This window comes from Dyadobacter sp. CY312, from assembly GCF_021390535.1.
GTDB lineage: Bacteria > Bacteroidota > Bacteroidia > Cytophagales > Spirosomataceae > Dyadobacter.
Genome location: NZ_JAJUXG010000024.1, coordinates 1 through 25,156, shown reverse-complemented (window position 1 = coordinate 25,156; position 25,156 = coordinate 1). Strand labels below are relative to the sequence as shown.

Below are 25,156 nucleotides of genomic sequence, written 5' to 3'. Positions count from 1 at the left end.
GATTATTAGCTCCGGCAAATCTCCCACGATCTTCACACGGCGGCATTGCTTCATTAGCCCATTCTTCTCAGCCGCATCTATTTTACTTTTAGCAATGTTCTGATCTGAATTTCAATTGCTTAACAGCGATGTGTTTTTGTATCTATATCGCTGTTAGTGTTTGATAATCAAGTAAATAGGATAGAATAAATTCCTATTTTTCAGGACATTTCTATATTATTACGTAACTTCGGAATCGAAGTGTGTGTATGGGATTCACTATTCCTTCGTACTAAAAACATAAGAGTTGAAAATTTCCTGAACTTCTAATCTTCAAGAAAACAATCATTCACCATGGCGTTATTCAAATTAAATGTAAACAAACGCGCTTATCAGGCCGATGTAGAGGGCGATACGCCTCTTTTATGGGTGTTGCGCGATAGTCTCGGACTTGTTGGAACCAAATACGGATGCGGCATCGCCCAGTGTGGCGCATGCACGGTACATCTGGACGGGAAAGCCGTCCGTTCCTGTGTACTTCCTGTATCCGCCATAGGAACCGGAAAGGTGACAACCATCGAAGGCTTGTCGGAAAAGGGAGATCACCCGGTGCAGAAGGCATGGGACGAAGTCGATGTGGCACAATGTGGTTATTGCCAGGCCGGACAAATCATGACGGCTGCTGCACTGTTAAAAGAAAAGCCAAAGCCAACAGAAGATGAAATCGTGTCCGGAATGAGCGGCAACGTGTGCAGGTGCGGAACCTACCACCGTATACGTGAAGCAGTAAAAGTCGCAGCCTCTAAAACCAACTGATCATGCAAACATTAGATAATACATCACGCAGGAGTTTTATGAAGATTGCCGCGGCAGCGGGCGGAGGACTTTTTCTTGGCTTCAACTGGACTAATGCCTCTGCATTACCTGTAGTTGTAGACGCAAAAGCGGTAGTTGCTGGTTCGGTCAGCTTTAATAGCTATTTGTCAATCGGTACTGATAACATCATCACGATCATATCACCTAATCCCGAAATTGGGCAGGGTATAAAAACGGCATTTCCGATGGTAATCGCTGAGGAGCTGGATGCTGACTGGAAACTTGTCAAAACAGTGCAGGGAAACCTCGATCCGGGTGCTTTTGAACGCCAGGTAACGGGAGGTAGCGGAGCTGTGCCGCATTCATGGGAGCGCTTGCGCAAAGCAGGTGCCACTGCACGGCATTTGCTTGTGGAGGCAGCTGCTGCAAGATGGAAAGTCCCTGCAACGGAATGCACTACCAGTGATGGAAAAGTTTACCACAAAGCATCCGGAAAGTCGGCAATGTATGGTGAGCTGGCCGAAGAGGCCTCAAAACTCACTGCACCCAAAGATGTAAAACTTAAAGACGAGAAAGACTTCAAACTGATCGGGCAGTCTGTCCGTAACGTGGATAACCACAATATTGCAACAGGAAAGCCACTTTTTGGACTGGATTTTTACCGGGAAGGAATGTTGTTCGCCATCATTCAGCGACCGAAGGCTTTTGGATATAAACTAAAATCGGTTGATTCGACAGCTGCAAAGGCAATGCCGGGCATTGTGGATGTAGTTACGTTTGAGAATAGTGTAGCCGTTGTCGGAAAATCTACCTGGCAGGCCCAGAAAGCACGGCAAGCACTCAAAATTGAATATGAAAAAGCGGCAGATCTGGAAAGCTCTTCCGATCATGCCCGGATATTTACAAATCTGTTAGACAATGGCGAAGCAACTGTTCGTCGTAAAAACGGGGACGTTGAAAGTGCTTTTAAAAATGCTGCGAAAGTAATCAAGGCAGAATTCCAATGTCCGTTTTTGCCTCACAGCCCTTTGGAACCGATGAATTTTTTCGCCCACGTACGTGAAGACGGCGTGGAACTTGTAGGTCCTACACAAACACCCGATCGTGCAAGAGGAGAGGTTGCTAAGCTGACCGGATTTTCTCCTGAGAAGGTGTCGGTGGAAATCACCAGGCAAGGCGGAGGTTTCGGACGACGCCTCGCGGCAGATTTTGTCGTAGAAGCTGCACATGTTTCCAAGCTTGTAAAAGCGCCCTTGAAGGTGGTCTGGACGCGTGAGGATGATATGACGGGTGGTATTTATCGCCCCGCTGTGCGCTACAGATTTGAGGCTGCTCTGGATAAAACCGGCCAGCTGATCGGTTACAAACTCCGTGGAGTCGGAATGAATGCCGGTAACAGTACCCGGGAAGATAACTTTCCTTCGGGAGCAGTAGAAAATCTTTTGATTGACTCTGTTGATCATAAATCGCCGATTACCACCGGTCCATGGCGTGCACCTATTACCAATTTTCTTGCGTATGCGGAGCAGTCATTTTTGGACGAAGTAGCAGAAGCAGCGGGAAAAGATCCCATTCAGTTCAGGTTGGAGCTCCTCGAAAAAGCAAAAAAAGCTCCTGCCGGCGATGTGAAATATGACGTGGACAGAATGATTGCGGTGATCAAACTTGCTGCCGAGAAAAGTAATTGGGGTAAGAAAAAAGGTGTTCATCAGGGTTTTAGCGTGTACTTTTCACATCGCTCCTATGTGGCTCAGGTAGGAGAGGTTGTTATGGAGAAAGGCAAACCAGTGCTGAAAAATATCATTGCAGCAGTTGACTGCGGTATTGTGATCAATAAAAGCGGCTCGTTGCAGCAAGTACGAGGTGGTGTTGTGGACGGATTTGGACATGCCATGTATGGTAATATGACATTCAAGGACGGTACTCCGGATCAGAGCAACTTCAATGGTTTTAGATTGATCCGGATGAATGAGATACCGGAGGTGGATGTGCATTTTGTGGATAACGGTATTTCTCCGACAGGTTTGGGTGAACCGGCTTTGCCACCCACAGGTGGGGCGGTTGCAAACGCGTTCTACAAGGCAACCAAACAACGATTGAGAAACCAGCCATTTATAGAAGAGCCTGCTTTTAAAGGAATTTCCTGATTGTGACTTAATATTTGCATCATGAGGAGGGAGGTGAAATGTCACATTCCTCCTCATTTTTGTTAGTATAAAATCTTCTTCACTGTTTTTCTTTATAAAAGCTGATCCAATTATGTTTTTAAAAAAGCTGATAATCTCCGGTTTGTTGTTCCTTTTATTTTCGGGATTTGTGAAAGAAGGAGATTTTCCAAGGGCGCGTATTTCCAATGGACTTATTAAAGCCGAACTTTATCTTCCTGATAAAACCAATGGTTATTACCGAGGAACACGCTTTGACTGGGGTGGCGTAATGCCGGAGCTGGAATACAAAGGGCATCATTTTTTTGGACAATGGTTTCCTGAGTACAATCCTACACTTCATGATGCGATCATGGGACCGGTTGAGGAGTTTTCAGTTTTGGGGTTTAATGAAGCTGCGGTTGGGGCTGAGTTTTTAAAGATTGGTGTGGGTACACTCTTAAAACCGGATGATAACGCTTATTCTTTTGCCAGAACGTATGAGGTCAAAAATGGAGGAAAATGGAAGGTGAAAAAGAGAAAGAACCGGATAGAATTCACTCATGAACTGACTGATGCTACCGGATATGCTTATCGTTACAAAAAAATAGTGAGGCTGGTAAAAGGAAAAACCGAAATGGTATTGGAGCATAGTCTGAAAAACATAGGGCGAAAATCCATTGAAACCAGTGTTTACAACCATAATTTCTTTGTAATTGACAAAGAGCCTACCAACGAAAACATGAAAATGTCTTTTCCTTTTGAGGTAAGCGCCGAAGGAAGAGGATTTGGAACAACGGCTTTGACAGAAAACAAATCCATTACATATACCAGGTCATTGGCAAAAGGCGAAAGCGTTTTTAGCGCTGGTTTGAAAGGATTGGGAGATACAGCAGCGGATTATGATATAACGATACAGAATCTGAAAAGTGGGGCAGGTGTGCGGATTACCGCTGACCAACCTATCGACAAACTTGTATATTGGGCATGTAGTACCACAGCATGCCCGGAACCATATATTAAGTTATCTGTGAAATCAGGTGAGACCATCAATTGGAAGATAAATTATGACTTTAGCGTTTCGAAATAAGCGCTGTGAAAAACGAGAACCATATGAGCAACAATAAATTTTCCTGGGAATTATTCGAAAAAGCACCCATTGTCGGTATTGTACGAAATCTGTCGATAGAGGCGGTAAAGCAGATTTTACCTGTTTACCGTGCTGCGGGACTGACCACCATTGAAATTACCATGAATACGCCCGGCGCTGGGGATATCATCCGTTATGCATTGGCGAATGAGTCGGAAGGGCTGAATATAGGTGCAGGTACGGTTTGCACTAAAGAAGATCTGGAAGTGGCGCTGGATGCAGGAGCACAATTTATTGTAACGCCCATTCTGAATAAAAAAGTGATCAAATCCTGTGTCAAAAAAGGTGTTCCGGTATTTCCGGGAGCCTATACACCTTCTGAGATTTACAACGCCTGGTCGCTGGGAGCCAATGTTGTAAAAGTTTTTCCCGCCACTGCTTTGGGCCCAGAATACATCAAAGACCTGAGAGGCCCAATGAACCAGCTTAAACTCATGCCGACGGGAGGTGTAAGTCTGGAAAATATGAACGAATTCCTGAAAGCCGGAGCCACAGGTTTAGGCATTGGCGGACAACTCTTTGACAAAAAACTAATCGATGCGAAGGATTGGGATGGGTTGTTGACGCATTTTAGGAGGTTTGTTGAGGGGTTGAGGTGAGTGGGAAAGATTTAGATTTCTTTTGAATAAATTATTTGTCGGTCTGGAGACCGATTACATGGGTCCGTAGTCTGGAGACTACGGACAACGAGAGAATACAAAATTGGAGCAGATCCACAAAAAAGATATGAAAAATCTAGTGACATTTACTGCGATTATTGCCTTCTTTGTAAGCTCCTGTAACATAAAAAGCAAAGAAAAAAATATTGTATTTGACTCCTACATCGGCAATAGTTTGAGTATTCCAAAAGATTCAATAATTCTAACCTATAGACCTTTAAATGATTCAGTATCCTATGTCCTAATTAAGAATAGACGACCGCTACATGTCTATGAATCGGAGAGAGGACTTTTTTTTGCATCGATTGATAATAATGAATACAAATTGGCACTTTCTTTTGAAGACACGTTAAGCCATTATAATCCAGGTTATCCATTTGATTCACTTGCTTATACTACCTTGGTTAAATCTAAAATTTATTTAATCGATGATGTAGAAATCCCTGTGTATTGTTTTAATGAAGGAATTGGAGATGAAGGTTATAATAAATCGCATGTTGGATCCGTAACATATTACACACCTCGTGTTGGCATTCTTATCTATTACACTGGGGAAAATGTAAATAGTGCTTATGTACGACGCTTTCCACGACATCACCTTGGAGAAAAGATAATAGCTAAAATTAAAGCAGACACAACTTTTTATGCCGGTCATCTTTTGAAAAACCTTCCAGTTAAATCGATAAAATATTTGCCACTAGATTATTCCAGCCAGTGAAGGGCAAAAAGGGCCAAGCGGAAGCACAGGTTTGAGTTTTCGTAGATTATAGTGTTTTTCGGTCGGGAGGTCGAGGTCAGGTGTCCATAGTCTGGAGACTATGGATAACGGGGTTTGTTGAGGGGGGAAGGTTTGGATTTTTTTGAATAAATATTTTTCGGTCTAGAGACCGATTACACGAGTCCGTAGTCTCGAGACTACGGACCGCGAGGGGCTACTGCAAGATTTTAACTATTAATCTAGTAACATACTTTCAAGGAGTTTACTTTGGATCAAGCCCAAATGTTGTGGAGCAACTTGGATTAAGCATATAATTGAGTTAGACGGTAAAGGAAAAATTCGACATTACGAACCCCTCTAACTGACTTCTAAATGCTTTGATTTTTGCGTTGAAGGACTCTGAGGAAGCATTAGTACTTCTGTTATCAAAATAGTTCAGGATGGTTTGATAGTGATTCCGAATCGACCTGGCAACAGTGTTAAATGACTTGAAACCAGATTGTCTTACTTTTTCATGCCATTTGGCCAGCCTTGTCAATCCGTAGACCTTTTCAGTTGTGTTAGTAAAGATGTTACTGAGTTCCAATGTCAGATCATACGCTTTTTTAAGGTCTGGAAAGCGGTCGGGGAGGCCTAGTCAAAGAGCAGTAGCGCTCTTTCTTTCTGATTATCAGTCCAAGTGTTCCGCTTTTTGTAAAGGGCATATCTGCTTCTAGCCAGTAGCTGTTTTAGGGTGTCTCCATTGGACAGTATCTCAGGTATATATTCAGTTTGGTCATTTTTAGCCTGCTCAATTGCTTCATTTTCTAGGTCTAGTGCCTCCCACCGCAATTTTATCCGCATTTCCTGCAAGGCTTCGGTAGCCAATCGTTGTACATGAAAACGATCAGTGACGCGTACTGCTCTGGGAAAACAGTGCTTTGCAATCATTGACATGCTGCCAGCCATATCCAGGGTTATTTCTGTAACTTTTTTGCGTTGTACCTCTGGCAGCTTCCGAATGACTTCGATAACCGTTTCCGCCTTGGTGCCGGCCACAATGGCAACTATGCTTCCACGCCCGCCTTTGGCAGCCTTGTTTGTGAGAATTGTGTAGAGTTCGCCACGAGAGAGGCTGGTTTCGTCGATCGATAGCTGTGAGCCTAAATTTTCGGGATACAAAAGCCATTTCTTTGCGTGACCCCTTTGGTTCCAATCTTTGAATCCGTTCTGAAAATCACGGTATTGACGCAGCAGATCTTTGCCGTTGACTCCATAGAAACGTCCAATGCTCCAAACATCATTAGCCTTGGTATCCACCGATTTCTTTCGGCCGGCGTTCCGGTAAAAAAGCCGCGAATTCACTCGTCATTCGCGTTCCTTCACCTACTTCACTCCAATCTCTGTATTCTACTTTACCTGTCTTGGTACGGTTCGCCGCGCGATTGAGCCACCTACGACGTTTGATATGAAGAAAAACTTTATGTCCTCGAATCGGAAAATTTTGAAGAGTAATGGATGGAAAATAGCCCTTAGAGAGTAAGTCTGCCTTTCTTGGATCATCATCTGCCGGATAATTCTTCTCTTCTAGATAGACATGATAACGCTCTTCTGATTTCTCCACATGGGTCAGTAAGTAATTATCAATTATAAACTCCGGTAAGATTAACTCAATAAGTGGCAAGAAGCTTTCCAAAACATAGTAAGTTTGATTAAAATACAAACCTAGAAAAATACAACGCGCTCCACAAGTTTTTGAGGATCAAGCCAAATTGTTGGGGGGAATTAGGCATATAATTTCGTAAGCCTGAATAAGAAAAATTTAATATCTCTTACACCTCTGGACGATGATCGAAATGATTTGATTTTAGCATTAAATGACTCCGCAGAAGCATTGGTACTCTTGTTTTTGAAGTAATTAAGTATCCCTTCATAATGCGTTTGAATTGATCTAACCACGGTTTTGAACGAAGCTATACCAGAATCGTCTACCTTATTATACCAAAGGCCAAGCTTTGGGAATGCGCCACCTTTGGAGCTACTTGATCGGAATATTGTGCCCAATTCCATTGAAATATTATAAGCTTGCTTTAATAATGGAAAACGTACAAAAAGTATATTTGCCCTCTTTACTTGAGAGCTGGTCCATTTATCCCAATGCTTAAAAAGCAAATACCGACTTCTGGCCAGTAATTGTTTCTCAGTATCCCCATTTTCAAGTATTACGGGTTCGTAAGTTATTCCAGCTTGTTTTGCAGCACCAATGGCTTCATTTTCTTGATCTAACGCTTCCCAACGATATTTAATTCTGATCTCTTGGACAGCCTCATATGCCAATTTTTGTACATGAAACCGATCTATAACTTTATCCGCTTTGACAAAGCATCGCGTTACGATTCTGTTCATATTAGCAGCCATGTCCAAAGTTACCTCTTCGACTTTGTCTCGAAGCCTCTTTGGGATTTTCTTTAAGACTTCAATAACTGTATCTCCATGTGTACCTTTAATCATGGCAACAAGCGCCCCTTTTTTGCCCTTGGCACTCTTATTGGTCACAATCGTATATAATTCTCCATTAGATAAGGCAGTTTCGTCAATACTCAAATGAGTGCCAGTATTTTCGGGATACAGCAGCCAACTATCCGCATGATCGCGCTGATCCCAATCCTTGTAATCACTAATATGGTTTTTATACTGCTCCTGAAGCTGCTTACCGTCCAGATGGAAATACTTGCCTAGCTGCGAGCAGCTAATAGGGTTATTATCAATACAGTCCCGCCCGGCGGCCCGGTTTTAAAAAATCAGCAAACTCTTTGGTCATCCGAGTTCCCTGTTGCACTACATTCCAGTCCCTGCTTACTATCATACCAGTATCTTTGACTTCCCAGCGGCGGCGCTTAATACAAAGCATAACTTTTTGATTGCGAATGGGAAAATCCTGGATGTATACTTCCGGTAAAAAGCCCTTGGACTCTAATTTTCGATCTTTGTATTCGGATGGAGGAAGATTTTTCTCTTCCAAATAGATATGCAGTCCAGTTAAGCCTTCAACTATTTTGGAAAGTTCAAAGTAATCGAGGATGCCTTCAGGTAATAGGAAGCGGACTAAGGATAAATAGGACTCTTGCAATGCATTCAATATTGATTCACTACAAAAAAACTACTTTTTTAATCGCCCCACAACTTTTCCGCTTGATCCGTTTTTGATTTGACCCACGTTGTAGGCGAGCGAAAAGAAAAAGGACTTAGTTTTTGAAGCTAAGCCCTTGATTTTTAAGTGGTCTCGTAGGGATTCGAACCCCAAACCTCCTGATCCGTAGTCAGGTGCTTCAATTTTGTATATATTTATATATCTTTCTTAACTATTTGATTTATAGTTAACATTTAGATTTTAAATTCTTCATATTTATTAATTTTTGTATATTTATGCATGAATTGTGTATCAAATCGTGTATCAAATATAATAGGATAATGGGAATTATAAAGCCAACATTCAAGGTGGTTTTGGATGAGCGCAGAGAGAAGGCAGAGCAGCGGTATCCATTAAAGTTGCGGGTTACGTATGATCGTAGAAGGAAGTATTACAAAACCGGGCTGGATATGACGAAAGTGGAATTTGGTAAATTGCCAACTTCAAAATTAGAATCGCTGAAAGATATTCGCCTTCAAGTAAAAGCACTAGAAGTAAAGGCTGAAAATGTCTACAAAGCTTTGGTGGTGTTTACTTTTGAAGATTTTGAAAAGGCTTTTTTTTCAAAAAAGGTTGATTCTGTACCTCATGATGTATATTCTATGCTTAATGATTATGTCAAAAAATTAGAAGTAGAAGGAAGGGTGTCAACGAGTCAGTCATACGATAATGCGTTGGTTTCTTTGAGGAAGTATAAACCTAAATTGAAGTTTGAAGAAGTGACGCCCGATTTTTTAGATGGCTACGAACGAAAAATGATTGCGGACGGCAAAAGCAGAACAACGGTTGGTATCTACCTTCGTTCATTGCGAACTGTGTACAACCAAGCCATAGATTCTGGTGTAGTCAAAAGAGAATTATATCCGTTTAAGAAGACGAAATTTCAGATTCCCGCCGGAGAAAATGTTAAAAAGGCGCTAACACTATCAGAGATTGAAAAAGTATTCAGGTACTCTGCTCCTCCTGCTAGTAGTATGGATAAGGCTAAGGATTTTTGGATATTTTCATATTTGTGCTGCGGGTTGAATTTGAAAGATATATGCCGGTTGCGATACAATCAAATAGATGGTAATAATGTAAGATTGGTTCGTGCCAAAACGCAGTTGTCCACTAAATCGAATCAAAAGTGGCTTACTATCTACTTACCACCTGCGGCAAAGGAAATCATCGATAAGTGGGGAGTGAAAAACGCCAAACTCACAGATTATATTTTTGATGTTCTAAAAGAGGACATAACGCCGCAACGGGAACGTGAGCTCGTTAAGTATTTTACAAAGCTTGTGAATAAGTACATGAAAAAAATTGGTGAAGATCTAAAAATATCCAAGCCAATTACTTCCTACACGGCGCGACATTCCTATGCCACTGTACTTAAATGGAAGGGGGTATCGGTAGAATACATTTCCGAAACATTAGGCCATACTAATACGCAAACTACTCAGAGCTATTTAGACTCGTTTGAAGATGGTGTGAAAAGTCGCAACAGTTTGCTTTTGACAGAATTTGATCCGAATATAGCAGATTAAATGACCTATATCCTCTATTTATAGAAGAGTATAAACGACAAAGATAATATGGTTACAGCTCCTCTGTCAGGATTAAAGATTTATGTTCAAGAAGGATTTTTTAATTCTTATAGTACTTTTCATGATGCCGATGCGCTGAACAAAGAATATCATACAGATGTACACCGTGAAGGCTTTGTGATGCTCCCAGGTATGGATCATGGCGAAGATATGCCCTATTATTTTTATCAGGCGGTTCGAGATGATTTGAACAAACTGGCACAGGAGATTAGTGCAGCGATAGATGACTTCACTTATAGTAACTCAAACCCGGCAGATCGGACAGCCTTTTTTAACCAGCTTAAAAAGGAGATAGAAGAAGTTAGGGTTAAAGTGACAACATATGAAGGAGAAAAAGTTCAGGAACAGTTTGATTCATTTTTTGAGAAAATACTAACATATATACCAATGGCTGCGGCAGAAGAGTCAGAAACTGTTAATAAGACCCCACTAATGCAGCAAGTACGCGCGATAATGTACTTGTTGAAAAAAAACGGTGTGAATCAGAACAATACAACATATGCAGAGTTTATTAGGTATGTTACTGGTAGAGGGGATATGAAAACGCCTATAAAAAATACTAACATATATCAGGCCATAAATAAGACTCCCACACTTGATGATTTGAACCGATTACGATCTAGTTTTAGCAACATCGGATTAGACGATATTGTGAAAAGGATTGATGCTGAAATAGCACAATTGGATATAAGGAAGTAAATATCGGGTGCAATATCGGGTACCCGATCGACCATATTTTCATCATTAAATGAAGACTTTTGTAATGCGGATCAACCACGGTCCCATTTAAATTTTTTCATTTATGGTTGAAAATATGATTTACCAATCTCACGCTGAAACCAGCGCTTCGAAAGAAGAAAGAGTACTGCCAACGTACAGTGCCGAAGTAATGACCGTTAAACAGGCCTCTGTCTTCTTAGGCCTATCTGCATCCACTCTATACACATATGTAAGTAAGCGACGAATTCCGTACTCAAAACGGAACGGAGCCCTGTTCTTTCTCAGAGAATCTTTACTGAGTTGGATAAAGGAAGCCGAAAAACCCACATTTTCCCAACTAATCAAACGGTAGATATGGAGCTTACAGGAGATTTGGCCGTTGCACCCAAAGGGATTTTTCCCTACACCACCGACGACGTAGCGAAGTACATTAATCATCCAAAGATTACTGGACTAATCACCCTTCGAAAATTTCTTAGAAAAGAAGGACTTATGAGAGGAGATTACCCAACAGCTTTGGCTATTGAAAATGGTTACATGAAAATACAGCGATGTTGGGCTCATAACTTGCAGAAGTGGTACGACAAAATAATGATCTCACCAGCAGGACTGGAATTCATAGAGAAACTTGTAGAGGAAAAACTGGGTCCTATAACACCGGTTAAAACTATAACTTTTAACAACTTAAATTTTTCAAGTAATGATAAGTAGTAAATTTCCGCACAATATGTTAGCGGCTAGTAAATTAGTTCGAAATCAATACATCAAAAACCGCACAGACCTATTTAAGTTCTGTCGCAGCTTCGGGATCATCCATGAAGGTATACCTGCACCCCAGTTCGTGGCAATGGGATACTTTACGGTAGAATTTAGACGTACCTCATGGCAGGGTGGTTCCAAAACCTACCCCGTGATTCTGGTGTCGGACTTGGGGATAAAATTCATTAATAGACTTGCAGCAGTAATATACAATGTTAGATGATGTAAGACCTTCTGATAACGTTCAGATAAATGATATGGACGTGGTAAATGAAGTAAAATGGCTGAATTTTAATGAAGAAAGTGTTGCTAAGAATACGGCTGCACATTTAAATATAGCAGGAGAAGTATATCCTGATTTTAATGACATAATGGTGTCTCTTGATACCCATACAGTTGGAGTTGTAGTTGATCCAACTAATATAGAGTCTGGCGATGTTGCTGTGGCAGATGTCACAGGTACGGTTCAGGCTGATTCTTTTGAAATCATTAATGAAGAACATATAGAGAAGAGCGTTCAGGTTACACTGGACGCTTCTGAATTAAATAAAGATGCTTTTTTGCTAGATTTTGTGGTGGGGAGGTATGGTGTTGAGGGTGACAGAGCCATCGCAGAGAAAAGGACATATACGTCAAACAAGGAGTTGGCTAACATCTTGTTTCAGAATGAGAATCGAATCTCTTATCTAATGTCTCGTGATATTGTTGCGTCACCGGCTATTTTTGAACGGAACGGCAGGCCTGTAATAAAACGAGGGACAATTAACGTAATCCAAGGTGCACAAGGTTCTCACAAAAGCCGATTAGCTGGAATGATGTGCGGTTTGTTCATTAAAAAGGATAATTTTCCGATGGAAACTTTGGGATTTGAGAAGCTTATTACCGAAGAGATTACCGCTGTTTACATAGACACGGAGCGGAATATGGAGGAAGAATTTGCGCAATCAATGCAATCCATCATTTTAAATGCCGGATATGATAAAGAAGAGGATGTGCCTAATTTGCGGTTTACTTCAATAAAGGATATTCCCCGCGGTCAGAGACTACATGCAATAGCTGAGTACCTGGGTGAGGTACGGCAGGATGTAGTAAATCCGATGTTTGTTTTTATTGATGTAGTTACAGATTGTATCGGCAACTTTAATGATGTTAAAGAATCAATGATATTGAATGATTATATTGGGAACTTGTGCACCAAATTTAACTGTACGTTCCTTCTGGTGATACACGAAAACCCAGGTTCAAGTAAAGCACGCGGACATACAGGAACAGAGCTTATAAATAAAGCGAGTTACGTATGCCAGGTTGGTTTTGAAAGAAATAGCAAGAATGAAGTTACAGATCTCTTATGGTTGAAAGAAATAAAGAACCGTCATGCTGAAATAGCTCCACCGCTGGCTATTCAATTTTGTCAGGGAACTAATTCTTTAAAAGTTGCCGATGCTAAATTAGTAAAAACGGTAACTGATTTACGCAGAATCAAAGCTGACGTTGAATGTATTGCAGAGAAGTTGAGTAGCTATACAGCCTTTCCTTATATCCAGAAAGATCTTTTGACTCTGCTTTCTAATGACTTCGATTGTTCTGGCAATACGTTGAAAGCTCGTTTGCAAGAGTTGTCAGATAGAGCGTTACCAGTTCAGAATGAGTTAGGAGAGCCAAAATTTCTGAGGATCAACCAAAGGAGTGGTACGCCTACAACGTATGACTTGATCCCGATATTAACCGTTGATCCTGGTTAATGGGGTAAATTAGTACTCAACCAAGATACTTTACATATATAGCTGTTTGTATTGGTTGGGCAGGTGGTTAACTCTGGATAAGGTATTCAGCTTATAGAGTAATCAGTGTACTTATCAATCATATCATTTAATAAAAAAATCCGGCGCAGGTTACAAATCAATGTAACTGTTGCCGGATTTTCATTTAAACACTACAACGGTATTACACCCCCCCGAAGCAGTTGGCTGGTTTTCATTACGACGTACGATTCTATTTCCTCTACCATACTTTGCTGCGAAGCGTTACTAGGGAACTTCCATTTTTTTTGCAGTTGACCGGTTGGTCCATAATCTGCCAGCCATTCTACTTCCAAAGTGCCAAAGTTTTCCATAAGATAAAAAGAGATGTGAGTCGTACGCCCTTCGCTAACAATGAGAAGATCATTGGTTCCTTGATTCTTTATGTAAGCAGATGGATGTGCGGACAGCTTATCCACGAGATGCTTATACTTTTTTGCCATTCCGCCGTCCGCAGCTATATTAGAAATCAATTGATCTCTATCCTTTGTGAAGTTATAGATAATAGCCCCGGCAATTATGATGATAAATATAATCCAAGTCATATTAAATTGAGAGTTTTTATAAGTAAATAAGAGAAGGGCTAAGATCAAAAAGTTTCTGCGACCAAGATATCTTTCCTAAGAGAGCTGAATTTTTTAAGCTGTTCATAGGCTTCAATGGAATGAGTTTTCGGGTATTCCCCAAGTTCGTGAAGGTCATCAAGATTCATTTGTGCCAGCTCTAGTAAATGTTTGCTTTGGTCAATATCGCCATCTTCCAATGTCAGCCTTGCCAATAAATAGTTGGCTTGAAATTCAAAATTATTGAACGCTATTGACTCCTTTATTTCAGGAAGCCGAAGTGCCCGTTGCAGTGCAAATTCCGAGGAACCGTTGCGGTTTCTCGTGTACACGAACTCGGCATATTCAAGAAAAAGGAAGTGGCTGAATCCACTGTTACTTGATCGGTTACAATGTAAAATAGCCTCCTCATAGTCATTCTCTGCTTCTTGGTAATTGCGGAGCAAAACATGACACTGTGCTCTTCTGGTTAGTAATTGAGAATTGTCCTCGAGGCCACTAAGTTCAAGCACTGCGCTAACCATTTTTAAGGCCAGTTCCGTATTGGATTCCCTAATTGAATCTAATGATTTTTTAAGAAAAGATGCGGCGGTACTACTATGAAGGTCTTTTAAAAACAAATCATTTGCTTTTGTAGTGTTTAGGGTCGATTTCAGAAAACCGGCAAATTCCTCTGTTGTCATAGTGGAAGTTTCTTGATGAATGTTTGAATTATATCTTTAGTTTGGCAAATCTGCTTGAAGGCACAATTTATCTATTTTTATTAAATACCCAATATATTGGGTGGTAAAATTTTACTATTCGGTTCAGTTTTGAACCGTGACTAAAACGAGAGACAAAGCTTACCTTAAAGCGTTTGGTGACAACCTTCGCAAACTCAGGGAAATCAAAAAACTGAGTCAGGAGGAGTTATGTCATCAGGCCGGATTTTCAAAGAACCAAATTGGCAATATCGAACGAGGGGAAGTAAATACTTCTATCACCTCTGTATACATACTTTCGGTTGCTTTAAAAGTCGCCCCGGCCGATCTATTTAACTTCGAGTACTCCCATCCTGTATAGTTTGTGAATTTGTAGAGGGAATATTTTCTGGCCGGGAGCATGAATCTTTTGGTAGTATTCACGCCCCCCTGACAGATGTATTGCATCGTATCCCCCGGTTTTGTTTATATTATATATTACATACAACCGTGCTGCGACTGCTCAAACAAAAAAACAATCTAAACATTTTACAGTCATGCTCACAATCACATCTTATTCAAATCGCACATCATCACAGGATGGTAGTCAGTACTTTGCACTTGAACTTACAAGTGACGAACCGGAAATTGTCATGTCAGCTACTGGTAGGTATTACGTCACAACCAAAAAATGCAGTATGAGTTCTTCCTTTCCGGAATCCGTTTGTAAAGTCATGCTTGGGAAACAAATTCCCGGCTCTATTGCCAAAGTTGAGTGCGAACCTTACGAGTTCACCATCCAGGAAACAGGTGAGGTAATTACACGCCACCATAGATATGAATACCAACCTGTTGAAATGGGTACACCAGAAACAGCGGTATTTGCATAATAAAACCACCAACAGTTTTGAGAGACAGGGTCGTAAGGCTCTGTCTTTTTTTATGAATTTTAAATCTGGAAACCATGCAGTTACATAAAGCAAAACGGAACAATGTCAAAATAAAAATCGGAATCCAGGGACCCGCTGGTAGTGGTAAAACAAAGTCGGCATTACTGCTTGGTTTTGGGTTAACCGATGATTGGACTAAAATAGCTGTGGTTGACACAGAAAGCCGTAGTTCAGAATTGTATGCTCATTTAGGTGCATACAATGTATTGCCACTCAGTTATCCCTTCACTCCTGAAAAGTTCAAGGAAGCAATTCATACCTGCGTAAATGCCGGAATGGAAGTAGTCATCCTGGATTCAATTTCATCGGAATGGCAGAATATTCTTAGCGAACATGCTTCTTTAACAGGGAATAGCTATACCAATTGGTCAAAGTTTACTCCACGGCATCAGCTATTTGTAGATATGATCATCCAATCTGATGTACATATCATTTGTACGCTTCGCTCCAAACAAGCTTACGTTTTGAACGAGAAAAATGGGAAGCATATACCTGAAAAAGTAGGTCTCAAACCAATTCAACGTGAAGACATGGATTATGAGTTATCGCTCGTATTTCAATTATCCATGAAGCATTACGCAACAGTGATCAAGGATCGTACCGAATTTTTTGCTGATAAACCTGACTTCGTTATCACGGAAGAAACGGGTAAGCTCATACGCTGTTGGTGTGAGCAGGATAAATTTGAAGAACTTGAAATAGGTATGTTAATTAACAATTGTTCTGATATACAATCTCTTAAAGAAATTTTTGAGCAACATCCGCTATATCAGAATGCCCTAAGAAGCCAGTTTAATAATCGTAAAAACCAAATTTTATCTACCAATGGATACGCTAGTAATCAATAACACAAAGTCTCAAAGTATAGCCTCTCCTTCTTTTATTGAAGCAAACACGGCGCCAATTTTGTTTACTGAATTGGAAAACAGTCACATCATTCCAGTCTTTACCAAAGACAACGAACCACTTATTTCCCACCGGGATTTTATAACAATAGCTGAGGAAGCAGTTTTCAGTCAGTTCAGAGACGAAGTGATTGTTCCTGCAAACATCAGGGTTTCACATCCGGTTAAAGGAAGAATTCCTGATGCTCGAAACAAACCGGCCAATCAGCTTGAAGAATGGGAGAAAACCATTTACTACGAACGTATGATGTTTGTTGTAGAGATACCTTCAATCCGGGAAACCATAGACGGGAACGTTTTGAACTTAACCATTGGAGGAGTGAAAAGCTATTCTCAGGATAATCTTTCGAGCAAAAAAGGAGCAGATGAACATTTTAAAATATTCGTAGGTTTCAAAAATCAGGTATGTACAAATCTCTGCGTTTGTACTGATGGTTTGCTGTCGGACGTGAAAGTGAAGAATTCCATGCAGCTTATGCAAGCTGTTCAAAAATTGTTAGGTGAGTTTCAGTTTGAAAGGCAGCTTTCTTTGTTGCAGCAATTCCCGAACTATTCACTTGCTGAAAGTCAGTTTGCTTCACTCGTTGGACGGTGTAAGTTGTATCAATATCTGTCGGCAGAGGAAAAGAGCCAAATTCCCGCAATGGCGTTCGGTGATTATCAAATTAACAGCATTGCCAAGGACTATTATCAGGATCATTCTTTTTGCAGGCAGCAAGACGGTTCGATAAACTTATGGAAGGTTTATAACCTATTCACCGGAGCGAATAAATCCAGCTATATAGATGGTTTCTTATCCCGTTCCGCCAATGCTTCTAATTTGGTACAAAACCTGGTTGAGTCGCTTGATGCTGGAAACGGCAATTGGTTTCTGAGTTGATGGGTATGTGTTCTAGGAATTTTTTACTCAGAATTTATTATTCTTCAAACTTTGTTAAAACAGCCATGAGTGAAGCCTCTCTTCATTACATTGATCCATTTTCTATTCTCATCATTGATGAAAGGGGAATTTTGAAGAGGCTCTTCTGTCCCTTCAAAGTTGTCCCGATTTTGGCCGATATGTCTTCCAAAGATATGTTGGTTGAAATGGTCTACAAAAATTTTGATAACCAGCTCTTCTATTTGATCGAAGGTCAGGTGTGTAGTCACACCGACTTTACTATTTGATAGTTTGTATGCCAATAAATTCCCGCTCAGACATTACTTTTAGTTATTTGGGCGGGAATCATCAAATGGTGATCAAGGATAAATACTCTATTTTTTAATACGCAATGAACATTTTAGACCAAAAAAGTGCTCTTATTTACTTTATAGAGGATCTGGATATAGAGATGATCGGATCGATTTTGGATCCGGATGTGAAGTGTCTAAATGAGTCGAAGCAGGATTTTTTAAGGATTTTCGCCAACTGTTTTGACCTGTTTAGACGCAAAGGTAATAGCCTTCTCGTAAGGACGCCGGGAAGATGTAAATTTTCAGCCAACAATGGTGAGAGTTTCATTTTTAGTGGCGACGTATCGAAAGATTATATTGAGATTAACATTTTAACGAAAGAAGGAAGAGTAATTGGTATTCATGAATGCTATTGTTTTTCGGATGACATGGCGGATAGAAGTGGGCATAAAGTGTATATTGATTCAAAAAGAGGTTGTCCATTTTAATGAATTGTATCTAATTTTTTTTTGACAGACTTTACATTATGGAATCTGGAAACAAAGAGTGGCTGTACTAAAACATGACATGTTAAAGGTGCGAATGAAAAGGAGTGTCCTGATAATGTACATTTTTGATCAATTTAAGTATGTTTGGATAGAGGAGCTTTTATAGGCAATAATTAAGTCAAATGTGTTGGGAGGGAGGTGATTTATAGTTAAATTAAGACGGTTAGTAGCAAAAATTCCCGATTCCACCGCTTCCGATTGGATCATTAAGGGTGGTAGCACCTTGCCCGTTTGAGGGGGCTTTTAAAACTCCTGGCCTCAATAGTGAAGTGTCTATAGCTGATGAAACGCTGCTGAAAGTATTTGATAGAGGCCATAAAAAGGAATCCATTGAGGCTAAAACATTGGATATTCAATGCCCCCAATGATAAGCTGACACTGTTTGATTACCAGAAAGACCGAGGCCAAAGTGATCCTAAGTAGACGCTGGAAGGCTATGCCGGTACGCCGCAGGTAGACGGCTACGCGGTCTATGAAAAGCTTTTGGTAACCACCCAGATATTCTTTTGGTCTACTGTATGGCCCACCCCCGTCGCAAATTTGTAGACGCTCTTAAATCTAATTAAGAAAGATCGACTTACGTGCTTGAAATCATGTAGGTACTCTCTCGATCAGTAGATGCGGGAAGAAAAACTGGATTGGAAGGTGAAAGCATAGTTGAGACGGGAAAAATCGGCTCGAGTCCGTCGGATGGATACGAATAATATAAAGTACACTGGTGTTACGGTTGATACATGTGCATTACATCAAGGTTGATTTCCAACCATTTTATGTGAAAGCTGGAGACATCCTATGACACCTGAACTGAAATTGGTAAAGTACCATCTTATAAATCCGCATTTTCTCTCACAACCCCTCCGTAATTGACTGAGAGGGGATGCGAGAAAAAATGTTCGAGGTAAGGTGGATGACTTGATGCCGACTAATTCCGGTCTGTCCGACAAATCAAGTCTTGGTTAATATATGTTAGATTACCAGATTTTCTCAAAAACTTCAAAACTCTTTATGCCCATCTGATTTCCTTCCTGATTCTCTCCATTGGGCTTAATAGCTTGGATGTATACATATCGCGCTTGACGGCTATCGAATTTAAATGTATAATCCAGTTTTTGTATTGTATTGTTAGTTCGCCACAGGAACCTTAAATCTGTCCTGTATTCAATCGAAGTGTAAATATCTAATACCGTGGCAAAGTTTCCTTCCTGAAATAATAGATTAATCCGGCTAATAGATTTTATATCCAAAAGATCAACAACCAAATTCCATCCATATTCATCCGTTGCAGCAGCAAAAGTTAACAGATTATTATCAACTGCATTCTCTGCATACATCTTTAAAGTACTAACTTGAGTTGGGGGTAGACTCTTGTTTCCAACCTTATTACTGTTTAATGTAACCGATGCCCCCAGCGCCAGATTCTTCCCTTTTTCCCTAGTTAAGATCCTATATTTCAAATTAATAAAGGCACCGCTCCCATCATCGTTGATACTAAGCATTTCTTGGTCTCCCAACGCATTAAGAACATATTTTTCTACAATTCTGACATCCTTATTAACCGGTATAAAACTGAACTGGTTCGCGTAAAATTGATCTGAACTTTCTTCTTTAAAGGCAATGATATAAGATGTTCCAGCTTCAAGCTTAAGAGGGGAAATTATAATATATTTGTATCCATCTTCCTCAATATCCGTCGTATTTAGCGTGTCAACAAGTATCGGGAAATTGTCATAATACCTTCGTATCAATACCTGATGTGAACCTACTCCAACAGACTTTCTGCCAATGTGGGTAAGAATGATGGGGCTTACACCTACCGTCACCCTCATGCCTCGATAATAGCCATAAGGTTCTGTCTTTAACGAATCTCCCGACACTGCTGTAAACAACTTGCCAGCTTTGCCTTGCATTTGAGATATCTGTAGGCTCCCTAATAAGGTGAGTTCTACAATTTTACTCTTTTGTTTGTCCACCTCCACCGCAAAAGCCTTGATTGTTGTACGTCTAACCAGTGGTATAGGCGACAAATAGATGTTACTTTTTGTCGTCGGAATGGTCCCATCTGTTGTATAATATACACGCGTGTTCTCAACAATTTGAATCACTGCATGAGAATTTACCAGTGATATTTTAGGCTCTTTGCTGTAACCCTGATTCGCTGATACAAAACTGCCAATATCAAATAAGACATTTGTGTATGCGTTGTGAATTAAAGTTCCGTCAGCAGGAACCGGCCAATTTAATACAAAAGTACCACCAACGGCCCAAGTTTCCAGAATAGACTTAATGATCATTTCCGATGGCTTAGGATCCAGTGGAGTACCGGCTGGCCATACCCAATTGTCGGTCAAAATATTATCTACTTGTAGTGCTACTTTCTTTGGTAAAACAGAGGGAATTGCCACTTCGAGGCCAAGACCACTGCCGTGATCCACATTACCTTCCCAAGTAAGAACGTCGGTATGGGGATATTTCAAGGCTGTCCCACCTCTATGAATGCCAGGATTCAAGTAGAATATAGCATATGGATTATAATAGCGTAACATTGGAATAAATTCACTCCAGCGAAGCCAATCTGGATCGACACTAGATGGAGGATACATATCTGCATTGGCGCCCATGTCAAACCAAAAACCATCAATACCCTTAAGTATCAGTTGTTTCAATAAACTAATGTTGAGTCTACCAATGGTTTGGTCCACGCCATCGACAGTTCTTGCATAGTCTTGAATATAGTACTCGTCCGAAGGTAAATTTTTCATTTTAGCACTGTGATCTGCAGCAAAATATCCTATTGCTTTCAGACCCTCACTATGATATGCCGATATAAATTCGCCGACAATATCTCTGTTAATAAAAAAATGCCAGGCAGAGAGCTCGGTAGATGTATCGGAAGGCCACCAACGAATACCCTTGTTCCCCTTCGTAAGAAAAACAACAAATTTGGCTCCCATGGCCTTAATTTGCGTTGCCCATGAAACGGGGTTAAAATTTGTTGCCCTCGATACCAATGTAGGAATCTCACCTCTAAGTGTAATTATTGGATCACAGGAGTCGCCCCATCCTGGATTAACGCCAAACTTTGCTTCTGCCAGCCAAGACGAGCGAAAAGGATGCGCACACATGACTAATTCTTTTGTGTCAAATTCAGCACCCGAAGTCACCTTTACTTTAAAAGAGAAGCTCTCCTCTTCCGTTGGGGTTCCACTTATTTTTCCGTCTTCACTTAAAATTAATCCTGTCGGCAATTTCCCGGAAATAAGTTCCCAACTATAATTGCTTCCACCTGTGGCCATTAATTGAAAATAATCAAAAGATTGTGTTTCCGACCATGATTGATAAGGGAGATTATCAACAAACGCAGGATAAATGGCGTTGTCCCTATCATGCACGTTCTTGTCCACATAATATTCTGTGCTGGAAGTTGTTGTGATTGTTATCATTAATCGGTTAATTGGGTTGAGTTATTAAAAGTGTTTGGCAGAAACTGATTGTGATATATGTTTCCCATTTTGATATAGGTACATCCATTACTCATTTCAAGTGCCTTCGATTGAGTACTCCCGCTCAGCCCATTAAAAATGTTCCCTATTAATGAGACGTTTTTCGAAGACCAGATCAAAAATCCCCATTTGTTATTGAATACATAATTATTAGAAATAATTAACCCATTTGTGTCGTTTGTCTGATTTGTTATAACGACTGCGTATGCACTAGTGCTTGCTATTGATCTGATTGTGTTACTTTCAATAAGAATATTACTATATATCGCGGAGCTATTAGGTCCTATAGATATACATGAACTTACACCAAGATTAAAATTATTCGCTCGAATGACTATCCCATCATGCAGTCCACTATCTGCTGATATAAATACACAGGCCTTACTAGTTGGAGTCGTGTTCCTAAATACATTATCCACTATTTTAAGACCTGTTCCACTTTTCACCAGTATGTTTTCCTGTATCAAATTTTCAAAATGACAGTTATTTATTGAAATATTACTCACCGAGGTAGCGTCTGCATCACCTATTATAATTCCATAAGATCCACTAATTATTTTACATTTGTTAATGGATAAATCAGTGCAATAATTTAACGAAATGCCTACATTCAATCCAGAAAATTCTACATTCTCAATACTACTGTTTTTATTATTATATCCGTTATTGATCATGAGAAACCTCGTATTAAAAATACCTCTCTTAGATATTTTTAATTGTTGGAAGTGAAACGGTTCATTTGTATTAACAACGAATATTTCATTACTCGAATCTCCATAAATTGTAGTATTATCTGTACCAATAATGGTTACAGAACCCGAGATAGTTATGCTTGATGTGATTTTATATAACCCGGATGGTATAACGACCAGCTTGGAGGACGATACAGCCAGATCAACTGCTTTTTGCATCGCCAATGTATCATCTGTAACACCATTTCCAACTGCCCCAAACATATGTGGAAATATGGCGCCTCTGTTATTGGGTAGTGTTGGTAGAGAAACAACACTTGATATCTGCTCCACAAACTGCTTGAATCTCGTGGTGTTATTATATACCCAAAAAGAATTAACTGTATATGTATGAATTTGAGAAACAAATGAAGTGGTAGTCTTTACAGCAACCGCTATTTTAAATTTTGGCAAATTGCCGTTTGCTAGCTGGATGATGTAGTCAAAGGTAATTTCTACTGTTTTTGGACTATTATAAAGCGCAGCATTGAGTTCCACGGTGGTCAACATATCATTTACATAAAATGTAAAGTCCAGTTTACTTTCAATAGAGTTTTCAACCGATTCCGAAACTACAATTCGAAAAGTCAACCTATCTCCTTCTTGATAAATAGAGTCAGTTGGCAAGATATCTATTTTCTGTTCAAGCTTGGTTCCCGCTCCGGTACTATTCACCGGGACAGTAATAACGCTAGTTGTTGTGCTGGCGGTTCCTCCATTGCTATTGGTTCCGATTAGGTTTTTGGGCACGTCGGTCCAGGGCTTTCCCCTATCAGCATAAGATAATGATTCTAATGAATCAAGAACCCTGTTCTGCCCTTTAATTGTAACTCCCATTTCTTCGATTACTCCCATTTTAGTTATGTGTTATTGTGAAAAATATTCTACTGTTTTTTTTTAAAATTACTTACCCAATTGAATGATTAAATTTGTGAAATACGTCCATTTATTCGAATAGCAATTTTTTAGAGCGTGTTTGGGATTTCGTAAAATATGAGGATAGTATCATCTTTGTGGTAACGAAACCTTAAAAAATTGATTAAACAGTACATTAGGCTGACTGACCCTCAATGGTTGGTAATATCGGTATTTTTTGATACAAAGCGTAAACGAAGGATTGATTTACGAGATGTTATGGATGCGATTTGTATATTTTGAGAACTGGGCGGTGCGCCGCGGCGATGCTAGTGGAGAAGCTTACTCGATAACTATCCTCGCCGGAAGGCAGTATTTTGGTATTTTTCCAAATGGAAGAAGGCAAATGAAGGAATGTTCAGATGCTTCGCGGAGATTTCGATTTCAAACTTTTCATTTAAAGATACTTGTGTGGCATTAGTTCCATTGAGAATCGAATTGGATCAATTTTTGGATTGGCGTATGCGATAAATTGCAATAACGCTAGTAATAAAATAATGGAGGTAAAATGTTTTCTGCCCATTTTGATAAAGTTTAACTCATCTTTCAATATGTGATATTTATTCTGAATACTATAGGAGGTTAGGAATAGATTTGGATCACACTAATTTGGTTTATTGCATTTACCTCAAATTTAGGTATTTCTGGTTATTGGTTAGTTTGTAAAGTGTAAGGTACGTGAGCGTAACAGGGCATAAAGCCAGCATTCTTTTTGGATCATTTTTGATGAAACAAGATTACAAATTATAGGAATCTGTTGATAGGAGTTTATCGGATGGGTGTGAACATGTGTCTACAATTTTGAAGTCATGAGATCTATCAGTAGATGAAGGTGCTAGTCATTGATTATGCACAGGTAATTAATGCTTTGTTGAATTCAATAAATACATCACATTAACGCTTTACAAGCTGCCGCAGCAATTTTTTTAGAATTTGACATGGCCTGCACTTGTGTATCAAATTGTGTATCAAATAAAAAAGGACTTACGAGTTTCATCTCATAAGTCCTTGATAATGTGGTGGTCTCGTAGGGATTCGAACCCCAAACCTCCTGATCCGTAGTCAGGTGCTCTATCCAATTGAGCTACGAAACCTTGTATTATTTGCAGCTGATACTCTATCCAATTGAACGGTCCGCCGCTGCGGCTACGAAACCGACATTCTTAATTGGACTGCAAAGATAGGTATTGACCTTGTTGATACCAAATGTAGGGTAGAAAATATTTTAAATTATTTTTATTTACCCTGATAATCAGGCTTTCTTTTTTGAATAAATGACATAATTCCTTCCGCAGCGTCGTGGGTTTTGCTTAATGCATCCTGGTTAAGGGCTTCCAATTCCAGCATTTTACCGAGGTCAGACTGGTATGATTGGTTCAAAACAGCCTTCATTGTGCCTATTGCTTTGGTAGGAGCATTGCGGTAGTAAGCAACGGTTTCGTCAACAGCGGCATCCAGTTCATTTTCCGGTACAGCGCGGTTGATCATGCCAATCTGCGCAGCTTCCGGAGCATATACATTTCTGCCGGTTGATGCAATTTCAAATGCTTTGGCCATGCCTATTAAGCGCGGCAAAAGGAATGTGGCTCCTGCATCAGGCATGAGTCCAATACGGACGAAAATCTGGCTGAGGTAGGCGCTTTCGCTGGCAATCACTACATCGCAGGCAAGGGCAAGAGAGGCGCCTGCTCC

At 40.1% G+C, this 25,156-nt stretch carries 24 protein-coding genes, 1 tRNA gene and 1 pseudogene; 16 read left to right on the top strand and 10 right to left on the bottom strand.

Annotation, left to right across the window (positions count from 1 at the left end):
- Positions 1-333: 333 nt before the first annotated feature.
- The 5 genes from LZG71_RS26475 (at position 334) to LZG71_RS26455 (ending at position 5,466) form a co-directional block, all read left to right on the top strand.
- On the top strand, positions 334-795 hold the full coding sequence (locus tag LZG71_RS26475; protein ID WP_233825667.1) for a (2Fe-2S)-binding protein: 462 nt from the start codon (positions 334-336) through the stop codon (positions 793-795).
- 2 nt (positions 796-797) lie between these two features.
- Positions 798-2,942, top strand: a complete 2,145-nt coding sequence (locus tag LZG71_RS26470) for a xanthine dehydrogenase family protein molybdopterin-binding subunit (RefSeq protein ID WP_233825665.1) — start codon at positions 798-800, stop codon at positions 2,940-2,942.
- 112 nt (positions 2,943-3,054) lie between these two features.
- Positions 3,055-4,029, top strand: coding sequence for a hypothetical protein (locus tag LZG71_RS26465; RefSeq protein ID WP_233825663.1), 975 nt, complete (start codon positions 3,055-3,057; stop codon positions 4,027-4,029).
- A 23-nt stretch (positions 4,030-4,052) separates the two neighbouring features.
- The gene (locus LZG71_RS26460) at positions 4,053-4,688 is read left to right on the top strand and encodes a bifunctional 4-hydroxy-2-oxoglutarate aldolase/2-dehydro-3-deoxy-phosphogluconate aldolase (protein WP_233825661.1); all 636 of its coding nucleotides are present in this window, start codon (positions 4,053-4,055) and stop codon (positions 4,686-4,688) included.
- A 127-nt stretch (positions 4,689-4,815) separates the two neighbouring features.
- Positions 4,816-5,466, top strand: coding sequence for a hypothetical protein (locus LZG71_RS26455; RefSeq protein WP_233825659.1), 651 nt, complete (start codon positions 4,816-4,818; stop codon positions 5,464-5,466).
- 302 nt (positions 5,467-5,768) lie between these two features.
- Here LZG71_RS26455 and LZG71_RS26450 read toward each other — a convergent pair.
- The 4 genes and pseudogenes from LZG71_RS26450 to LZG71_RS26435 form a co-directional block, all read right to left on the bottom strand.
- Positions 5,769-6,702 (bottom strand): annotated as a pseudogene (locus LZG71_RS26450) (transposase).
- 46 nt (positions 6,703-6,748) lie between these two features.
- Entirely contained in the window at positions 6,749-7,141 is a 393-nt protein-coding gene (locus LZG71_RS26445; protein ID WP_233825657.1) for a transposase, read from the bottom strand.
- An 89-nt stretch (positions 7,142-7,230) separates the two neighbouring features.
- A complete protein-coding gene (locus LZG71_RS26440; RefSeq protein WP_233825783.1) occupies positions 7,231-8,166 on the bottom strand; it encodes a transposase in 936 nt (311 codons plus the stop codon).
- A gap of 43 nt (positions 8,167-8,209) precedes the next feature.
- The gene (locus LZG71_RS26435) at positions 8,210-8,575 is read right to left on the bottom strand and encodes a transposase (RefSeq protein WP_409013681.1); all 366 of its coding nucleotides are present in this window, start codon (positions 8,573-8,575) and stop codon (positions 8,210-8,212) included.
- A gap of 341 nt (positions 8,576-8,916) precedes the next feature.
- Here LZG71_RS26435 and LZG71_RS26430 point away from each other — a divergent pair, with 341 nt between their 5' ends.
- The 5 genes from LZG71_RS26430 to LZG71_RS26415 all read left to right on the top strand — a co-directional run bounded on the left by LZG71_RS26430 (position 8,917) and on the right by LZG71_RS26415 (position 13,442).
- Entirely contained in the window at positions 8,917-10,161 is a 1,245-nt protein-coding gene (locus LZG71_RS26430; RefSeq protein WP_233825654.1) for a site-specific integrase, read from the top strand.
- Positions 10,162-10,209: 48 nt separating this feature from the next.
- Entirely contained in the window at positions 10,210-10,920 is a 711-nt protein-coding gene (locus LZG71_RS26425) for a hypothetical protein (protein WP_233825652.1), read from the top strand.
- 103 nt (positions 10,921-11,023) lie between these two features.
- Positions 11,024-11,293, top strand: a complete 270-nt coding sequence (locus LZG71_RS30745) for a helix-turn-helix domain-containing protein (protein ID WP_409013680.1) — start codon at positions 11,024-11,026, stop codon at positions 11,291-11,293.
- Between the two features lie 2 nt (positions 11,294-11,295).
- The gene (locus LZG71_RS26420) at positions 11,296-11,652 is read left to right on the top strand and encodes a hypothetical protein (protein ID WP_233825650.1); all 357 of its coding nucleotides are present in this window, start codon (positions 11,296-11,298) and stop codon (positions 11,650-11,652) included.
- A 260-nt stretch (positions 11,653-11,912) separates the two neighbouring features.
- Positions 11,913-13,442, top strand: a complete 1,530-nt coding sequence (locus tag LZG71_RS26415) for an AAA family ATPase (RefSeq protein ID WP_233825648.1) — start codon at positions 11,913-11,915, stop codon at positions 13,440-13,442.
- A 191-nt stretch (positions 13,443-13,633) separates the two neighbouring features.
- Here the strand turns inward: LZG71_RS26415 and LZG71_RS26410 are convergent, their stop codons facing one another.
- Complete coding sequence (locus LZG71_RS26410; protein ID WP_233825646.1) at positions 13,634-13,972, bottom strand: hypothetical protein; 339 nt, start codon at positions 13,970-13,972, stop codon at positions 13,634-13,636.
- A gap of 116 nt (positions 13,973-14,088) precedes the next feature.
- Positions 14,089-14,745, bottom strand: coding sequence for a hypothetical protein (locus LZG71_RS26405; RefSeq protein WP_233825644.1), 657 nt, complete (start codon positions 14,743-14,745; stop codon positions 14,089-14,091).
- Positions 14,746-14,881: 136 nt separating this feature from the next.
- Here LZG71_RS26405 and LZG71_RS26400 point away from each other — a divergent pair, with 136 nt between their 5' ends.
- The 6 genes from LZG71_RS26400 to LZG71_RS26375 all read left to right on the top strand — a co-directional run bounded on the left by LZG71_RS26400 (position 14,882) and on the right by LZG71_RS26375 (position 18,258).
- Positions 14,882-15,124: a helix-turn-helix domain-containing protein gene (locus tag LZG71_RS26400; RefSeq protein WP_233825642.1), complete on the top strand. Its 243-nt coding sequence runs from the start codon at positions 14,882-14,884 to the stop codon at positions 15,122-15,124.
- Between the two features lie 175 nt (positions 15,125-15,299).
- Positions 15,300-15,632: a hypothetical protein gene (locus LZG71_RS26395; RefSeq protein ID WP_233825640.1), complete on the top strand. Its 333-nt coding sequence runs from the start codon at positions 15,300-15,302 to the stop codon at positions 15,630-15,632.
- 74 nt (positions 15,633-15,706) lie between these two features.
- Positions 15,707-16,540, top strand: coding sequence for an AAA family ATPase (locus tag LZG71_RS26390; protein WP_233825638.1), 834 nt, complete (start codon positions 15,707-15,709; stop codon positions 16,538-16,540).
- Positions 16,518-17,477: a DUF3871 family protein gene (locus tag LZG71_RS26385; RefSeq protein WP_233825636.1), complete on the top strand. Its 960-nt coding sequence runs from the start codon at positions 16,518-16,520 to the stop codon at positions 17,475-17,477. Before LZG71_RS26390 ends, LZG71_RS26385 begins: the two co-directional genes overlap by 23 nt.
- A gap of 65 nt (positions 17,478-17,542) precedes the next feature.
- Positions 17,543-17,764, top strand: a complete 222-nt coding sequence (locus LZG71_RS26380; protein WP_233825634.1) for a hypothetical protein — start codon at positions 17,543-17,545, stop codon at positions 17,762-17,764.
- Between the two features lie 104 nt (positions 17,765-17,868).
- Positions 17,869-18,258: a hypothetical protein gene (locus LZG71_RS26375; RefSeq protein WP_233825632.1), complete on the top strand. Its 390-nt coding sequence runs from the start codon at positions 17,869-17,871 to the stop codon at positions 18,256-18,258.
- 1,031 nt (positions 18,259-19,289) lie between these two features.
- Here the strand turns inward: LZG71_RS26375 and LZG71_RS26370 are convergent.
- From LZG71_RS26370 to LZG71_RS26355, 4 genes are all read right to left on the bottom strand, one after another.
- Positions 19,290-21,758, bottom strand: coding sequence for an alpha-L-fucosidase (locus LZG71_RS26370; protein WP_233825630.1), 2,469 nt, complete (start codon positions 21,756-21,758; stop codon positions 19,290-19,292).
- Positions 21,758-23,404: a glycosyl hydrolase family 28-related protein gene (locus LZG71_RS26365; RefSeq protein WP_233825628.1), complete on the bottom strand. Its 1,647-nt coding sequence runs from the start codon at positions 23,402-23,404 to the stop codon at positions 21,758-21,760. Before LZG71_RS26365 ends, LZG71_RS26370 begins: the two co-directional genes overlap by 1 nt.
- Positions 23,405-24,481: 1,077 nt before the next feature.
- A tRNA-Arg gene (locus tag LZG71_RS26360) sits at positions 24,482-24,558 on the bottom strand.
- A 142-nt stretch (positions 24,559-24,700) separates the two neighbouring features.
- Positions 24,701-25,156: enoyl-CoA hydratase-related protein (locus tag LZG71_RS26355; RefSeq protein ID WP_233825626.1), on the bottom strand; the 456-nt coding region annotated here is incomplete at its 5' end.

What these genes read in the sequence shown, in the direction of transcription:
- LZG71_RS26475 (WP_233825667.1), top strand. Translation starts at nt 334, where the DNA reads ATGGCGTTATTCAAATTAAATGTAAACAAACGCGCTTATCAGGCCGAT.
- LZG71_RS26470 (WP_233825665.1), top strand. Translation starts at nt 798, where the DNA reads ATGCAAACATTAGATAATACATCACGCAGGAGTTTTATGAAGATTGCC.
- LZG71_RS26465 (WP_233825663.1), top strand. Translation starts at nt 3,055, where the DNA reads ATGTTTTTAAAAAAGCTGATAATCTCCGGTTTGTTGTTCCTTTTATTT.
- LZG71_RS26460 (WP_233825661.1), top strand. Translation starts at nt 4,053, where the DNA reads ATGAGCAACAATAAATTTTCCTGGGAATTATTCGAAAAAGCACCCATT.
- LZG71_RS26455 (WP_233825659.1), top strand. Translation starts at nt 4,816, where the DNA reads ATGAAAAATCTAGTGACATTTACTGCGATTATTGCCTTCTTTGTAAGC.
- LZG71_RS26430 (WP_233825654.1), top strand. Translation starts at nt 8,917, where the DNA reads ATGGGAATTATAAAGCCAACATTCAAGGTGGTTTTGGATGAGCGCAGA.
- LZG71_RS26425 (WP_233825652.1), top strand. Translation starts at nt 10,210, where the DNA reads ATGGTTACAGCTCCTCTGTCAGGATTAAAGATTTATGTTCAAGAAGGA.
- LZG71_RS30745 (WP_409013680.1), top strand. Translation starts at nt 11,024, where the DNA reads ATGGTTGAAAATATGATTTACCAATCTCACGCTGAAACCAGCGCTTCG.
- LZG71_RS26420 (WP_233825650.1), top strand. Translation starts at nt 11,296, where the DNA reads ATGGAGCTTACAGGAGATTTGGCCGTTGCACCCAAAGGGATTTTTCCC.
- LZG71_RS26415 (WP_233825648.1), top strand. Translation starts at nt 11,913, where the DNA reads ATGTTAGATGATGTAAGACCTTCTGATAACGTTCAGATAAATGATATG.
- LZG71_RS26405 (WP_233825644.1), bottom strand. Translation starts at nt 14,745, where the DNA reads ATGACAACAGAGGAATTTGCCGGTTTTCTGAAATCGACCCTAAACACT.
- LZG71_RS26395 (WP_233825640.1), top strand. Translation starts at nt 15,300, where the DNA reads ATGCTCACAATCACATCTTATTCAAATCGCACATCATCACAGGATGGT.
- LZG71_RS26390 (WP_233825638.1), top strand. Translation starts at nt 15,707, where the DNA reads ATGCAGTTACATAAAGCAAAACGGAACAATGTCAAAATAAAAATCGGA.
- LZG71_RS26385 (WP_233825636.1), top strand. Translation starts at nt 16,518, where the DNA reads ATGGATACGCTAGTAATCAATAACACAAAGTCTCAAAGTATAGCCTCT.
- LZG71_RS26380 (WP_233825634.1), top strand. Translation starts at nt 17,543, where the DNA reads ATGAGTGAAGCCTCTCTTCATTACATTGATCCATTTTCTATTCTCATC.
- LZG71_RS26375 (WP_233825632.1), top strand. Translation starts at nt 17,869, where the DNA reads ATGAACATTTTAGACCAAAAAAGTGCTCTTATTTACTTTATAGAGGAT.
- LZG71_RS26370 (WP_233825630.1), bottom strand. Translation starts at nt 21,758, where the DNA reads ATGATAACAATCACAACAACTTCCAGCACAGAATATTATGTGGACAAG.
- LZG71_RS26365 (WP_233825628.1), bottom strand. Translation starts at nt 23,404, where the DNA reads ATGGGAGTAATCGAAGAAATGGGAGTTACAATTAAAGGGCAGAACAGG.